The organism is Rhizobium etli CFN 42, from assembly GCF_000092045.1.
Lineage (GTDB): Bacteria > Pseudomonadota > Alphaproteobacteria > Rhizobiales > Rhizobiaceae > Rhizobium > Rhizobium etli.
In genome coordinates this window covers 3,184,314-3,198,611 of record NC_007761.1, presented here as the reverse complement: position 1 = coordinate 3,198,611, position 14,298 = coordinate 3,184,314, and the positions used below count along the sequence as shown (strand labels likewise).

The following is a 14,298-nucleotide window of genomic DNA, read 5'->3' as shown; positions in this document are numbered from 1 at the left end:
CTACCGGCCTTCGCGCCACCACATGGCGCCGAAAGCGAGCAGCAGGATGCCGACGCCGGCGAAACCGGCAAAGAGCGGCAGCGTGTTGATTCCCTTCAGGACGGTTTCGTTGGTCATGCGGATCATCATACGCTCGTTGTCGGAGACGCGGACCTGGCCGCGCACCGGCAGGATCGGCGGAACGCTGATTGCGCCCTTTGCGTTGGCGACACGGGTCACGAGACCTTTGCTCCTGTCGACGACAGGCTTCAGCACATCGGTCGTCGAGATCATCGCCTTGAATTCCGGCGCATCGACAGCGCCGATGTGCACAAGCGTCGACAACTTGCCATTACGGATTTCGAAGAGCCCAACCTCTTTCATGCGTTTCTCGGCCTTGTAGAGTCCGGGTTCGGTCTGGGTGAGCGGCAAAGTTTCGGTCTTGCCGGAGGGATAACGCACGGTGGCGTTACCAGGATTGTCGCCGATCGTCTGTCGCGTGACTTCAAGCGTTCGGCCGGAGGCGCGCGCCGTCAACGCTTCTTCCTCGAGCGCAGGTTCCTTCATCAGCCAATGAGCAATGCGGCGATATAGCGAGACATTTGGACCGCCGCCTTCGAAGCCGCGCGCCCAGAGCCAGCCCTGATCGGAAAGCAGCATGGCGACGCGGCCCTGGCCGGCGCGGTTCAGCACCAGCAGCGGATGGTTGTCGGCGCCAACCATAATCGTTTCGCCCTGCGGCCGTTCGACATCGACGCTGCGGAACCAGCGGCCCCAATGCGGCGGGTCCTCGCCGGAGCCGTCCAAGCCGCGCGTGACCGGATGCTTGCGCCCTTCCTCGGAGAGGCGAGGATAAAAGGCCTTCTCGATCATCCGGCCCGTCGGCTCTGCCGGCAGCACGGAGGCGAGCGGCGTCATCGCGATCGACTCTGGGCTCGCATGTTCCGGACCGGCGGCGATCAGCAACGCGCCGCCGTTCTCCACGTATTGGGCGATGTTGTCATAATAAAGCATCGGCAGCACGTTGGCGCGGTCCTGATAGCGGTCGAAGATGATCAGGTCGAAATCCTTGATCTTGTCGATGAAGAGTTCACGCGTCGGGAAGGCGATCAGCGACAGCTCGTTGATCGGCGTGCCGTCCTGCTTTTCCGGCGGACGCAGGATGGTGAAGTGAACGAGATCGACCGAGGCGTCGGATTTCAGGAGGTTGCGCCAGGCGCGCTCGCCGGCATGCGGCTCGCCGGAGACGAGCAGGACGCGCAGATTCTGGCGGATGCCATCGATGACATGAACGGCGCGGTTGTTAGCGGCGGCGACTTCGCCGGGAAGCTCGGCGACGGAAAATTCGAGTACATTGCTGCCGCCACCCGGAACCTTGAAGGAGAAGGGCGTATCCTGGCCGGGGGTTGTCTGCAGGGTGGCAATTTCGTCGCCGTTGAGCTTAACCGTAACATTGGCGGCGCCGCCGGGGCTCGGACCATCGTCGAAGACGCGCAGGACGACCTGCTGCTCCTCGTTGACGATGCCGAAGCGCGGTCCCTTGATGACTTCGATGCGACGGTCGAATTCCTTGGGCTTGCCGGTGATAAGGCCATGGATCGGCGCATCGAAGCCGAGCGCCTGATTGGCGGCCGGGACATCATGGACTTCGCCGTCTGTCAGCATGATGGCGCCGCCGATGCGGGCGGACGGGACGTCGGCGATGTTGGCTGCCAGCGCCTCGAACAGGCGGGTGGACGGAACGTCGGAATTGACGTCGCCTTCGACATCGACGAAGCGGGGTTCTATCTGGGGGAAGCGGGCAAGCTGCCCTTTCAATGCCGCAAGCGCGTCATCGGTCATCTTCATGCGCTCGGGTGTCTGCTGGCTCTGGCTCCGGTCGACGATGACGGGGACGATCGTCGACAACTGATCCCGATCCTCCTGCAGCAGTACGGGATTGGCAAGAGCGGTCAGCAGTGCGAGGGCGGCCAGTGTCCTGATCCAGGCGCCGCGAACGCCGCGCCAGATCGCAAAGGCGGCGATAAGAGCGCTGACCGCGGCTAGAGCGGCCAGAATCGGCCAGGGCAGGTAGGGTGAAAAATCGAAGGTCATCTCATTGCCCTAACCGCTCGAGGAGGTCGGGAACGTGAACCTGGTCGGTCTTGTAGTTGCCGGTCAGCATGTACATCATGATATTGACGCCGGCCCGGTAGGCATATTCACGCTGCGCTTCATCCGAGGGCACGGTCGGCAGCATCGGCGTGCCGTTTTCGTCGACTGCCCAGGCGCCGGCGAAATCATTGCCGGTGATCAGGATCGGCGAAACCCCGTCGGCCGTCGCCGCCGATTTTTCGGTCGTTTCGCGGCCACCTTGGCGGGCCTCGATCCAAAGCGGGCTGCCGGCATAACGGCCGGGAAAACTCGACAGGAGATAGAAGGATTTCGTCAGCACGTGATCTGAGGGTACCGGTTCGAGCGGCGGGATATCGAGATTGGCGAGGATTTCCTGCAGCCGCTGACCGTTGGCGCTGACATTGCCGCCATTGTCCAGGGCGCTTATCTGGTCGCGCGTGTCGAAGAGCACGGTGCCGCCGTTGCGCATGTAGGCGTCGATGCGGCTGATCGCGGCCGATGACGGCATGGGCGCCGTTGCCGAAACCGGCCAATAGATGATCGGATAGAAGGTGAGTTCGTCCCTGGTGAGGTCAAGGCCGACGGGCGGCGCCGGCTCCAGCGTCGTGCGGAAGGTCAGGAACTGGGTCAGGCCCTCAAGGCCCCGCTCGGATATATTGTCGACTTCCTGCTCTCCGGTGACGACATAGGCGAGATGCGTGTTGTCAAGCCTCTCCAGAATGAGGTCGTCATCGGGCCGGGAGTCGTTGGCGTGTAGTGTGCCGGGCTGCAGCAGGAAGCCTGCGCCGACTACGACTGCGATCACGCCCATGGTGCGAGCGGCCGGGCGCAATCGCGAGAAAGCGCCGTTCATGAAGAGGACGACCAGGCTGTCGGCGAGCAGCAGCAGAAAGGCGACCAGGAAAAGAGTCGGCTTTGCCGACCAGCTTTCGCCGCCGATCAAGCCTTCGCGCACGGCATTGGTTCCCACGGTATCGAGCGCCTTCAGTTCGGCGTTCTCGGGCAGCACGTTCAATGAGGTGAAACCATCTTCCGAGCCGTAGAGGCCGGGTGGATTGTCGAAATTCGCTGTGGGTTCGGCTCCGGCCCCGGGGATCAGAGGTCGCGCCGAGCCGGTCTCGGAGACGAGCACACCCTTGGCCGTCAGCATGCGGTAGGGCGGAAGGGTCTCGGAGACACGCGCGCCACTGCGCGCCTCGGACGTCACACCGCCTGAGCGCGATATCTGCAGGAGGTGACGCAGCATATCGACGAAGGTGCCAGAGATCGGCAGATCGGACCAGGTCGCTTCGGCGGTGACGTGGAAGAGGACGATCTGGCCGGATGCCAGCTGCTTCATCGTGACCAGCGGCGTGCCGTCGGCGAGGCTTGCCCAGGTGCGTTCGGCAAGATCGGGTGTCGGCTCGGCGAGCACCTGCCGTTTGACGACGACATCGGCAGGACGCGGTATGCCCGCGAAAGGCCCGATGCTCGGAAATTCGGCCAGCGACTGCGGTTCGCTCCAGGACAAGGTGCCGCCCAGCGCCCGTTCTCCCTGGCGCAGGATGACGGGAATGAGCGGATCGTCGGCAGGTGCTGCCGCCATGCGCGGGCCGGCGAAACGCAGGAGCATGCCACCGTTCGATATCCAGCGTGTCAGAGGTTCGTAGGTCTCCTCCGGCAGGCGGCCGATATCGGCCATGATGATGATCGAAGGGTTGCTGGCGAGAAGTTTCGGTATCGCGACCGCCAGATCGGAATCGGTGGGCTGGATGATGTCCGCATAGGGCTGCAGCGCCCGCTGGATATAGTAGAGCGGCGAGAGCAGCGGCTGGAATTCATCGGCTCCGGTACCGGACAGCAGGACGACCCGGCGGCGCTTGAATGCATCGTCGAGGAGGTGGACCGCGCCTGCCGTAGCGCCATTGTCGACGCTGATGCGGGCGAAATCGTTGCGCATCTCGAAGGGAGCGGTGATCGAACTCGTGGCGACGCTCTGGCCGGGACGGAAATCCACCCTGCCGTTGGCGATCGAGCGGCCCTGGGCATCGACGGCGGTCAGCGCCACGGATGCGGCGCGCGAACTGTCGAGCCGCGTGACCTTGACGGTCATGGCGTCGGCCGCATTGCTGGCCGCGGTGACGGCAACGGTCTTTGTGGCATCGCCCTCGATCAGGCGCAGATCGGCGGGCTGGAGCTCGGCGAGCCTGCGCACCGTCGGATCATCGGCCTTGGCGGCGGCGCCGTCGGTCAGGAAGGCGAGGGTGCCGGGCTTGACGCCGTTGAGCGCCGCCCGCAGCGCCTGGAAAGCGCGCTCGCGGTCCGGGACCAGCGGCCGCGGCTCGGCGGCGCGCAGCTTGTCGCGGGCGCGCGCGGCGGTGCCGGGAACAGCATCGTTGGTCGGATCGGCGGTGAAGGCGATCGCTACCGGCGTGCCGGCGGATTCGGCATCGTCCACCAGCGCGTCGGCAGTCTGGACACGGCGCTCCCAATCGGGTGCTGCCGCCCAGCTGTTGTCGACGAAGAGGACGAGCGGGCCGCCCGATGCCAGAGAATTAGTGCGCGGATTGAAGACCGGATCGGCAATCGCAAGGATGATGATGGCGGCGAGCAGCATGCGCAGCAGCGTCAGCCACCAGGGGCTTTGCGCCGGCGTTTCCTCGCGCTTCAGCACCGACGCAAGGATCTTCAGCGGCGGAAAAACCTCTGTTTTCGGACGTGGCGGCGTCAGCCGCAGCAGCCACCAGATGACTGGCAAGGCGATGAGGGCGCCGAGAATGGCGGGATAGGCGAAAGCGAAGGGAAGGGCGTTCATAGCAGCCCTCCATGCGTGGCCTTGGCCGGCATGCCGGACAGGTACATATGGACCGCAACCAGCGCCTCCGAGGCAAGATGATCGGTGCGGTGGGTCGTAAAGGTCCAGCCGAGATGCCGCAGCGACTGGCCGAGGCTCTCCCTGCGGGCGAGGTAGGCGTTGCGATAGGTCTCGCGGATGTGTTCGGCGCGGCCGGAGATGAGCTTGGCCCCCGTCTCCGGATCGATGAATTCGGTGCGGCCGCTATAGGGGAAGATCTCTTCGGCGGGGTCTGCTATCTCGACCACGTGGCCGTGCAGGCCGCGGCGGGCAAGCGGGCCGAGCCGCTCCATGATCACAGGCGCGTCGTCCAGGAAATCGCCGATGAGCACGAGGTCGCTCCAGCCGCGGATCATTCCCGTTTCCGGCAGTCCGCCGGTCAGCGGCGCGTGCATGAGCGCGGCTGCGAGGCGTTCGGCGGCATTGCGGGTGGAGGCAGGTTCCATGATGCCGGGGCAGCCGATGCGCTCGCCGGAGCGGGCGAGGATTTCGGCAAGCGCCAGCATGACGACCAGCGCCCGGCTTTCCTTGGAGACACTGCCGTGGCTCGACTTGTACATCATCGAGGGCGACATGTCGCACCAGAGCCAGATGGTGTGCGCTGCTTCCCATTCGCGCTCACGCACATAGGTATGGTCGTCGCGGGCGGAGCGGCGCCAATCGATGCGCGACAGGCTCTCGCCCTCGGCATAGGGGCGGAACTGCCAGAAATTCTCGCCGATACCGCGCTTGCGGCGGCCGTGCCAGCCGGCGATCACCGTGTTGGCGATGCGCTTGGCTTCCACAAGGCAGTCCGGCATCAGCGAGGCCCGCTGCCTGGCGCGGGAGAGGGCATCGCTGCCTGACGTCGGGTTGACGGTCTGTCCGATAGATGCCACGCGTCCGGCTTCCTTATCCCTTTGCCTGCCTGACCAGTCCGGCGATGACGTCGCGCACCGACATGCCTTCGGCGCGGGCAGCGAAAGTCAGCGCCATGCGGTGCTGGAGAATGGGTTCGGCAAGCGCGAAGATATCATCGAGGGAGGGCGCGAGGCGGCCTTCGTAGAGCGCGCGGGCGCGGGCGCAAAGCATCATCGCCTGCCCGGCGCGCGGGCCAGGACCCCAGGCGACGTTCTTGTCGGTCGAGGCATTTCCCTGCCCGGGGCGGGCGGAGCGTACCAGCGAAAGGATGGCGTCGACGACCGTTTCGCTTACCGGCATCTGCCGCACCAGGGCCTGGATCTCGATCAGCCGCTGCGCATCGATGATGGCTTCCGGCCGGGTTTCCCCGAGGCCTGTGGTCTCGAGCAGAATCTGGCGCTCGGCGGCGAGCTCGGGATAGTTGACGTCGACCTGCAGCAGGAAGCGGTCGAGCTGGGCCTCGGGCAGGGGATAGGTGCCTTCCTGCTCCAGCGGGTTCTGGGTGGCTAGCACATGAAAGGGAGCCGGCAAGTCATAACGCTGGCCGGCGATGGTGATATGATATTCCTGCATCGCCTGCAGAAGCGCCGACTGGGTGCGCGGTGAGGCGCGATTGATTTCGTCGGCCATCAGGAGCTGAGCGAAGACCGGGCCTTTGACGAAACGGAAGGAGCGGCGGCCGCTGTCGTCCTGATCCATCACCTCGGAGCCGAGGATATCGGAGGGCATCAGATCGGGAGTAAACTGGATGCGGTTGGCGGCAAGGCCCAGCACCTCGCCGAGCGTCGTCACCAGCCTGGTCTTGGCAAGGCCGGGCACGCCAACGAGCAGGGCATGACCGCCTGACAGCACAGCGAGGATGGTGTTCTCGACGACGCTCTCCTGACCGAAGATCACTTTCGAGACTTCCCCGCGGATGGCGGCGATATCGGAGAGCGCCCTTTCGGCGGCGGCGACGATCGCCTTTTCATCGAGGCTGGCTTCAGTCTTCATCATACCCACGGGCATCTCCAACGGCTGAATCATTCGGCAGCGAATCGGCGGACTTATACATCTGCCTCATACTCGATAGAGTTATGGAGATGCGACAGGCTGACAAGTTCGTTACGAATGACTATCTCGTGACTTCACTTCGTTAAGGACAAACCGGGACGGAAGAATGGCAGCCGAGGAAATCAACGGACAGGCGGATGCGGCGGGGCTTGCCGCGCTGATTTCGCGTGCCTCTGCCGAAAATAGCGATAAAAAACGGGGGCTAGCGCCGGTCGAGCGCTGGAATCCGCCTTTCTGCGGCGATATCGACATGGAGATCAGGGCCGACGGCACCTGGTTCTACATGGGCACGCCGATCGGCCGGCCGGCGCTGGTGCAGCTGTTTTCGACGGTCTTGCGAAAGGACGAGGATGAAAAGACCTACCTCGTAACTCCTGTGGAAAAGGTGGGGATCAGGGTCGTCGACGCTCCTTTCGTCGCTGTGGAGATGAGCGTGACGGAACGAGAGGGCCGCCAGGTGCTGACGTTCCGCACCAATGTCGGCGATGTCGTCGAGGCGGGAGGAGAGCATCGGCTGCGCTTTGCCATTGCCGGCGAAAATGCCGAATTGAAACCCTATCTGCATGTGCGCGGGCGGCTGGAGGCGCTGGTGTCACGCCCTGTGATGTATGAACTGGTCGCGCTCGGCGAGACGCTCGACGTGGAAGGGCAGGCGATGTTTGCGATCTGCTCTGCCGGCGCGGTCTTCCCCGTCATGCCGGCCGATGAACTGGATGTACTTAGCCGATGAACGATGCGATCAGCCAACGTTATCCGCTGTTCTCAGCAGCCGAATTCCGCCGCCGTGCGCTCAACCAGAATGGCGGGCCGGTGGACCATGCCTGGCGCGATCATGGCGACCATGTTCTCAATCCTGATATCGTGGAGGAGGTGGCGACCTTCAATCTGCGTGACGCCGCCGTGCTCGTGCCCGTCGTCGACGACGGCGAGGAAGCGCGTGTGATCTTCACCAAGCGCACGACGACGCTACGCAAACATTCCGGCCAGATCGCCTTTCCCGGCGGCTCGATTGATCCGGCCGATATCTCGCCCGAAATGGCGGCGATCCGCGAGACGGAAGAGGAGATCGGCCTGCCCGCTTCCTTCGTCGAGACGGTCGGGCGGCTGCCGAACTATCTCGCTTCGACCGGCTTCCGCATTACGCCCGTGCTCGGCGTCGTCGAGCGGGGTTTCGCGCTGACGCTGAACCCGGCCGAGGTGGACGACGTGTTCGAGGTGCCGCTTTCCTTCCTGATGAACCCGGCCAATCACCGCCGAGACAGGCGCATCATCAACGGCATCGACCGGCATTTTTACCGCATGCCCTATGAAACCAGGATGATCTGGGGCATCACCGCCGGCATCGTCCGTACACTCTACGAAAGGCTTTATGCATGACCGGCATTGCCGACCAAGCATGGTTCCGCGACCCGGCTCTCGCCCGGGTGCTAGCGCTGCTCAACGCCGATGAGGGGGAAGGCCGGGTGGTCGGCGGCGCGGTGCGCAACAGCCTTATGGGGCTGCCGGTCAGCGATATCGATATCGCCACGACGCTGACGCCTCAGATAGTCCTGGAGCGGGCGGCGGCGGCCGGCCTCAAGGCGGTGCCGACCGGCCTTCAGCACGGCACAGTAACGCTCGTCGTCGACGGCAAGCCCTTCGAGGTGACGACGCTGCGCACCGACATCGAAACCGACGGACGCCATGCCAAGGTCGCCTTCAGCACGGACTGGAAGGCCGATGCCGAGCGGCGGGACCTGACGATCAACGCGCTCTATGCCGATGCCGACGGCGAGGTGGTGGATCTGGTCGGCGGGCTTGCCGACATCGAGAAGCGCAACATCCGCTTCATCGGCGATGCATCGACCCGTATCGCCGAGGACCATCTGCGCATCCTGCGCTTCTTCCGCTTCTTTGCTTATTACGGTTCCGGACGGCCGGATGCGGAGGGTCTGAAGGCCTGTGCGGCGGCGCGTTCGAAAATCAAGACTCTGTCGGCCGAACGCGTCTGGTCGGAGCTCAGAAAACTGCTCGGTGCTGCCGATCCCGGCCGGGCACTTCTCTGGATGCGGCAGGTGGCGGTGTTGACGGAGATCCTACCGGAATCGGAACGTTGGGGGATCGATGCCATCCCTTCGCTTGTTGCCACCGAGAAGGCGCTCGGCTGGGCTCCTGATCCGCTGCTGCGCCTTGCGGCGATCGTGCCGCCGGAGGCGGCGCGGTTGGAGGCGCTTGCGGCCCGGCTGAAACTCTCCAATGCGGAAGCAGCCACTCTCAAGGCTTGGGCGACGGCGGCGCCGGTCAACGACGAAATCTCGCCGGCCGCTTTCGAACGGCTACTCTACCGCAACGGCACCGACGGCATCATGACCCGGCTGAAGCTGGCGCTTGCCGTTGCACGCGGCAAGGCTGAAGGCGATCTTGGCGAAATGGCGCGTTCCGCGCGGCTCTGCAAGCTCATGGATCGGGCCGCGAACTGGAAGAAGCCGCAGTTTCCTCTGAATGGCGGCGACGTGCTCGCGGCGGGCGTTGCCTCGGGCCCTCGCGTCGGCGAACTGCTTGCGGTGCTGGAAAACCAGTGGGTGGAGGAAAATTTCACGTCAGACCGGACGGCGCTGCTCGCCCGCCTGAAGGAACGCGCGCAATAGCCGACATGGCGCCGCATCGGATGAATGCGACGCGGCTTCGATTATTGTCGCAAGGACCCGCTCGCCGCCATCAGGCGGCGGTGGCTTCGTCGCGGATGCGTGCCTTGATGTTATCAACCATGTTTTCGCGAATGATCGTTTCGCCGTGCGCAGTCTTCAGGTGCTCGACGGCGCGGCGAACCACTTCTGCGTCATTATCCGCCCGGGTACGCCAGGCGCAGCCGGGAACGAGCGTGCCGCATTCGAAAAGTCTCATGGTTTTCTCCTCTGTCTGGAACGCAACGGCCATCGCGCTTTCACGCGATTGATGAAATGTACGTGCGAAGAGAAGGTTCCGGCCGGCAGGAGGTGGCGACCGGAGAGGGTGCTTCAGTCGGGCATCGCCCAGGCTTTGTAGGTCTCCGAGAGATGGCCGGGCGTGTTGCTGTTGGCTGCGTCATTCTGCAGATCCTCCGGCGACTTTCCGCCGGCCAGTTGCAGCTTGACTTGCTCGATGAAGCAGCACAGCGGCAGATCGGAGCCACTCTTGGCCCGCAGTTTTTCGGCGATGCGGACAAGGAACTCGGGTGTGTCGATTGCACGGAATGTTTCCTGGGCATCCGTGGACACAGGCGAGCCGCTTTTTGTCGTCATGACAATCCTCCTCCGATTGTTACGCACGTACATATAAAGTTAGGACTCACTGAATTTTTATGAAGGTCCCTCAGCTCGAATTATCAATGAGATTTTACAGTCTCACGGCCAGCGCACGACCGGAGGCAGCGACGAGAGAATGGATTCGACGTTGCCGCCGGTCTTCAGACCGAAGATCGTGCCGCGATCATACAGCAGATTGAATTCGACGTACCGGCCCCGGCGGATCAGTTGCTCGTCGCGGTCGGCTTCCGTCCACAGCTTGTTGAAGTTGGAGCGAACGATCTTCGGATAGACCATGGCGAAAGCCCTGCCAACATCGCGCGTGAAGGCGAAATCGGCGTTCCAGCCGCCGGCTTCCTCGCTCGAATGCAGCCAGTCGTAGAAGATGCCGCCGATGCCGCGGGGTTCGTTGCGGTGCTTCAGGAAGAAATAATCGTCGCACCAGGCCTTATAGGCATCGTAATCGGCGACGGCGTGGTTCCGGCAGGCGATCTCCATGGCCTTGTGGAAGAGCTGGCTGTCCTCGTCCTCCTGCGTGCGGCGGCGCGACAGCACCGGCGTCAGGTCGGCCCCGCCACCGAACCAGCGGCTTGATGTGACCACCATGCGGGTGTTCATATGCACGGCCGGCACGTTGGGATTGACGGGATGGGCGATCAGCGAAATGCCGGAGGCCCAGAATCGCGGGTCCTCCTTGGCGCCAGGGATCTGGGCGCTAAAATCAGGAGAGAATTCGCCGTGGACGGTGGAGGTATGGACGCCGACCTTTTCGAAGACGCGGCCTTCCATCATCGACATGCGGCCGCCGCCGCCGGCGCCTTCTTCGCGCGACCAGTCCTTGGCGACGAAGCGGCCGGGCTCCTGATCGGACAAGGGGCCTTGCAATTCATCTTCGAGGGCTTCGAAGGAGGCGCAGATCGTATCGCGCAGTCCTTCGAACCAGTTGCGGGCGGCCGTCTTCTTCTCTTCGATGTCCTCAGGCAAGCCGATCGGCAGTTCCGGTCTTTCCATGTCACGCCTCCGCGGCCGGCATCCGTTCAGGATGCGACTCGCTCATTCCTCGTTGCCCGCCACATCTAGAGCTTTTCCGAGTTAGATTGAAGCATTCTGTTGGCTCAAACGGAGTCGGATGGTCGACCGGCCGGCGCGCGTCGTAGCCCAGCTCTACGGCCAAGCCGGCCGGTCGATCAGCCGGCCCGTTTCAGCCAACCCTCCCGCAGATTTGCCCGGCAAATCTGCAAGACTTGGAAATCGCCGGACGCACTGATCGCTTCGCCACGGCGAAGCGGTGCGGCCGGTGGGCCGGGCGTCTTTCCGCCAGGATCAGAGGCGATCGGCTCGGACGTACCTGGAGTATGCCCATCGCCAATCGCCTCTGCTCTGACGAAAACCTGCTCCGGCAGAATGCTTCAAGCTAACCCGGAAAAGCTCTAGATGTGGCGCCGCCTCCCGCCAAGCTGCGGCCGGGCCATCAAGATTCGACTCGCAAAACAAGGGTTTCGATACTATCTTTTCGACAGAGGTAGGGTTGATGGCAAAAATTCCAGGACCTCCGTCCTTCGACGGCCTGAAACGCAGAATGGCGAGACACCGGGCGGAAAATCCTTCCCGTAAGAGAGACCATTTCGTGCGTGAGACATATTGCCTCGGCCTCCTCGACGCGCGCGCCAAGGCGCGCGAATGGTTCGACGAATATCCGAAAGCCGCCTATTGGACCGAGGTGGAAAGCTGGCGTCAACTCGACGGTGACCAGATCGAATTCACCATGCGCCGCCTGCCTTCGGCCGACTGACCGTCACTCCACGGCAGTCCGCACACGGCTTTCGATCAGCAGGCCGCTTTCATCCAGTATCGGATGCGCCACCGAGACGATGTGGGCGTTGATCCTCTTCAGGTCGCGCAGCATATCGAGATGCAGCGAGCTTGTCTGCAGACTGTCGGCGCGTCCGTCACGCAGGCGCTCCAGATGGTGTTCGGCCGACTGTTTCTCCATGCGCCGGACCTCCACCTTTGTCTCCATCATCTGACGCGCAAGATTGAAATCGCGAGTGACGAAGATGGTCTGGGCGACACGAAGATTGTCGATCGTCAGGTCGAACAGCTTACGCAATTCCTGATGACCGTCGTCGGAAAACCTGAGCCCGAGCGAGATCTTCTTCGATACCTGCTCCAGCAAGCCTTTCTCGATGATATCGCCCATATGTTCGAGATTGATGGCATAATCGATGACAACGATCGAGCGGCGGGCGTTTTCGTCGCTGAGTCCGTCGCGGCCGAGCTTCGAGAGATAGACCTTCACCGCCTGCTGAAGCTTGTCGACGCGCTCTTCGAGGGTCGCGATTTCGGAAAGCTTGGCAGCGTCATTGCGTTCGAAGGCCTCGGAGACCCGGATCAGCATGCGCTCAATGAGGTCGCCGATGCCGAGCACTTCGCGGGTGGCGCTGGTGAGGGCAATTACGGGCGTCGAAAGTTCATGCGCGTCTAGATATTTAGGCGCGGTGTCCGGCTCGGCCTGATCCGGAACCAGCCGGGTCATCAGCGTGGCGAGCGGCCTTGAGAAGGGCCAGGCGAGGGCGGCGAGCAGAAGGTTGAAGAGCAGATGCGCATCGACCGGAAGCTTTGTCGGTCCGAAGGGCAGCATCTGGATTAATTCCGCGCCGTAGCCCGCGAGCGGCAGAGCGATGACGCAGCCGAGCGTGCGGACGGCGAGATTGCCGAGAGTGACGCGCCGCGCGGAGGCCGGCCCGGACATCGTCGCGACGACGGGCGGTATCGCGCCGCCGAGATTGGCTCCGAGCACGAGCACGATGACGAGTTCGGCAGAGATCAGGCCGGCCGAGGCGAGCGACAGGATGAGCACCACCACAGCCAGACTGGACGATGAGACGAATGCGAGCGCTGCCGAGAAAAGGAGAGCCACGGGCAGAGCGCCGTCCAGCAGGCTGATAAAAGCGGCCAGAGCGGGGGAGGCGCGCATCGGCTCCGTCGCAAGGCTCAGGAGATGCAGCGACAACAGCATCAGGCCGATGCCGATCAGCGCTGCGCCGCCGCCTTGGCGGGTGCTGGAGCGGCCGCGATAAAGGACGATGCCGACAAGGATCAGGAGGGGCGAGAGCCATTCGATGCCGGTAGCGACAATCCATGCGGTGATCGCCGTGCCGACATTGGCGCCGAGCAGGATGATCTGGGCCATGCGCGGCTTGATCAGATCGCGTTCGACGAAGGAGGCGGTCATCAGCGCCGTTGCCGTGGAGCTCTGCAGCGCGACGGTCGCGACTAGTCCCGAAAGGAATGAGCGAAGGCCGCCGCGCGTGCCGGTCGCCAGCCCCGTTCTCAGCCGGGCGCCGAAGGCCCTGGACACGCCGTCCTTCACCTGCGCGAGGCCGAACAGCAGCAGCGCCACGGCTCCGAACAGGTTGATCATGATGATCGTGGAATCCATTTTCTTGTTTTATTCTGCTTTCGTCAGTTTGGAGGGGTGTTCGCCTGAGGACACATCTTCCCAAGCTGTTGAAATAGTGCAAATCGTGCGATTTTTTTGATTGCCCGGCTAATAAATATACTCCGGTTTAGTGGATTGACAATGTCGATTTTCGACACTTCTCGATATATTCGCCGATCCCTTGCGGATTAGCGCAATCACGCCCAGACGGTCTGGCGCATCGCCTCGCCGACAATCATGGCTGCCGAAATTGCGACATTGATCGAGCGCTGGCCCTCGACCATCGGGATGAGGATGCAGGCGTCGGCTCTCTCGTGCACGTGATCCGGAACGCCGGCGCTTTCGCGTCCGAACAGCAGGACGTCGTCCGGGCGGAAGACGAAGTCGGTGTAGCGTTCGGCGGCCTTGGTCGAGGCGAGGATCAGGCGCCGGCCGGTCGCGGCGTGCCAGGCCTCGAAGCGGTCCCAGCTGGCATGGCGGGTCAGCGCAGCTGCGGCGATATAATCCATGCCCGACCGTTTCAGATCGCGGTCGGAGACGTTGAAGCCGGCGGGCTCGATCAGATCGACGGCGAAGCCGAGGCAGGCTGCAAGGCGCAGTAGCGTGCCGGTATTGCCGGGGATGTCCGGCTGGTAGAGTGCCAGTCTGAGGTTCGTCATTCAGGCGTTGCCCGTTCGTTTCGACACGGGAGGCCTAATACAACTGTGATTTCG

Annotated in this window: 13 protein-coding genes; 4 read left to right on the top strand and 9 right to left on the bottom strand. The window is 63.3% G+C overall.

Annotated features, from left to right (window positions below; genetic code table 11):
• The 4 genes from RHE_RS15625 to RHE_RS15610 are packed head-to-tail and all read right to left on the bottom strand — an operon-like array spanning nucleotide 1 to nucleotide 6,829.
• Nucleotides 1–2,073, bottom strand: a complete 2,073-nt coding sequence (locus RHE_RS15625; RefSeq protein WP_011426295.1) for a membrane protein — start codon at nucleotides 2,071–2,073, stop codon at nucleotides 1–3.
• A gap of 1 nt (nucleotide 2,074) precedes the next feature.
• A complete protein-coding gene (locus tag RHE_RS15620) occupies nucleotides 2,075–4,888 on the bottom strand; it encodes a DUF4159 domain-containing protein (protein ID WP_011426294.1) in 2,814 nt (937 codons plus the stop codon).
• The gene (locus RHE_RS15615) at nucleotides 4,885–5,805 is read right to left on the bottom strand and encodes a DUF58 domain-containing protein (RefSeq protein WP_020921924.1); all 921 of its coding nucleotides are present in this window, start codon (nucleotides 5,803–5,805) and stop codon (nucleotides 4,885–4,887) included. The genes RHE_RS15620 and RHE_RS15615 overlap by 4 nt, the downstream gene beginning before the upstream one ends.
• Nucleotides 5,806–5,818: 13 nt before the next feature.
• Nucleotides 5,819–6,829 carry an AAA family ATPase gene (locus RHE_RS15610; RefSeq protein WP_041678717.1) on the bottom strand — a complete coding sequence of 337 codons (1,011 nt, stop codon included), beginning with the start codon at nucleotides 6,827–6,829 and terminating at the stop codon, nucleotides 5,819–5,821.
• A 157-nt stretch (nucleotides 6,830–6,986) separates the two neighbouring features.
• On the opposite strand from RHE_RS15610, the gene RHE_RS15605 reads away from it, so the two are divergent.
• Genes RHE_RS15605 through RHE_RS15595 form a run of 3 tightly spaced genes read left to right on the top strand, consistent with a single transcriptional unit; the run spans nucleotide 6,987 to nucleotide 9,507 of the window.
• Nucleotides 6,987–7,610: a DUF1285 domain-containing protein gene (locus RHE_RS15605; protein WP_011426291.1), complete on the top strand. Its 624-nt coding sequence runs from the start codon at nucleotides 6,987–6,989 to the stop codon at nucleotides 7,608–7,610.
• Nucleotides 7,607–8,257, top strand: coding sequence for a CoA pyrophosphatase (locus RHE_RS15600; protein ID WP_011426290.1), 651 nt, complete (start codon nucleotides 7,607–7,609; stop codon nucleotides 8,255–8,257). Before RHE_RS15605 ends, RHE_RS15600 begins: the two co-directional genes overlap by 4 nt.
• The gene (locus RHE_RS15595) at nucleotides 8,254–9,507 is read left to right on the top strand and encodes a CCA tRNA nucleotidyltransferase (protein ID WP_042118840.1); all 1,254 of its coding nucleotides are present in this window, start codon (nucleotides 8,254–8,256) and stop codon (nucleotides 9,505–9,507) included. The genes RHE_RS15600 and RHE_RS15595 overlap by 4 nt, the downstream gene beginning before the upstream one ends.
• 70 nt (nucleotides 9,508–9,577) lie before the next feature.
• Here RHE_RS15595 and RHE_RS15590 read toward each other — a convergent pair whose 3' ends face one another.
• The 3 genes from RHE_RS15590 to hemF all read right to left on the bottom strand — a co-directional run bounded on the left by RHE_RS15590 (nucleotide 9,578) and on the right by hemF (nucleotide 11,154).
• The gene (locus RHE_RS15590; RefSeq protein WP_011426288.1) at nucleotides 9,578–9,763 is read right to left on the bottom strand and encodes a DUF1059 domain-containing protein; all 186 of its coding nucleotides are present in this window, start codon (nucleotides 9,761–9,763) and stop codon (nucleotides 9,578–9,580) included.
• Between the two features lie 113 nt (nucleotides 9,764–9,876).
• Entirely contained in the window at nucleotides 9,877–10,140 is a 264-nt protein-coding gene (locus RHE_RS15585) for a hypothetical protein (protein ID WP_011426287.1), read from the bottom strand.
• Between the two features lie 102 nt (nucleotides 10,141–10,242).
• Nucleotides 10,243–11,154, bottom strand: coding sequence for an oxygen-dependent coproporphyrinogen oxidase (gene hemF / locus RHE_RS15580; RefSeq protein ID WP_011426286.1), 912 nt, complete (start codon nucleotides 11,152–11,154; stop codon nucleotides 10,243–10,245).
• A 520-nt stretch (nucleotides 11,155–11,674) separates the two neighbouring features.
• Here hemF and RHE_RS15575 point away from each other — a divergent pair.
• Nucleotides 11,675–11,935 carry a hypothetical protein gene (locus tag RHE_RS15575; protein WP_011426285.1) on the top strand — a complete coding sequence of 87 codons (261 nt, stop codon included), beginning with the start codon at nucleotides 11,675–11,677 and terminating at the stop codon, nucleotides 11,933–11,935.
• 3 nt (nucleotides 11,936–11,938) lie between these two features.
• On the opposite strand, the gene RHE_RS15570 is transcribed toward RHE_RS15575, so the two are convergent.
• Nucleotides 11,939–13,585 carry a Na/Pi cotransporter family protein gene (locus tag RHE_RS15570; protein WP_011426284.1) on the bottom strand — a complete coding sequence of 549 codons (1,647 nt, stop codon included), beginning with the start codon at nucleotides 13,583–13,585 and terminating at the stop codon, nucleotides 11,939–11,941.
• Nucleotides 13,586–13,782: 197 nt separating this feature from the next.
• Nucleotides 13,783–14,244: a tRNA (cytidine(34)-2'-O)-methyltransferase gene (locus RHE_RS15565; RefSeq protein ID WP_011426283.1), complete on the bottom strand. Its 462-nt coding sequence runs from the start codon at nucleotides 14,242–14,244 to the stop codon at nucleotides 13,783–13,785.
• Nucleotides 14,245–14,298: the final 54 nt, after the last annotated feature.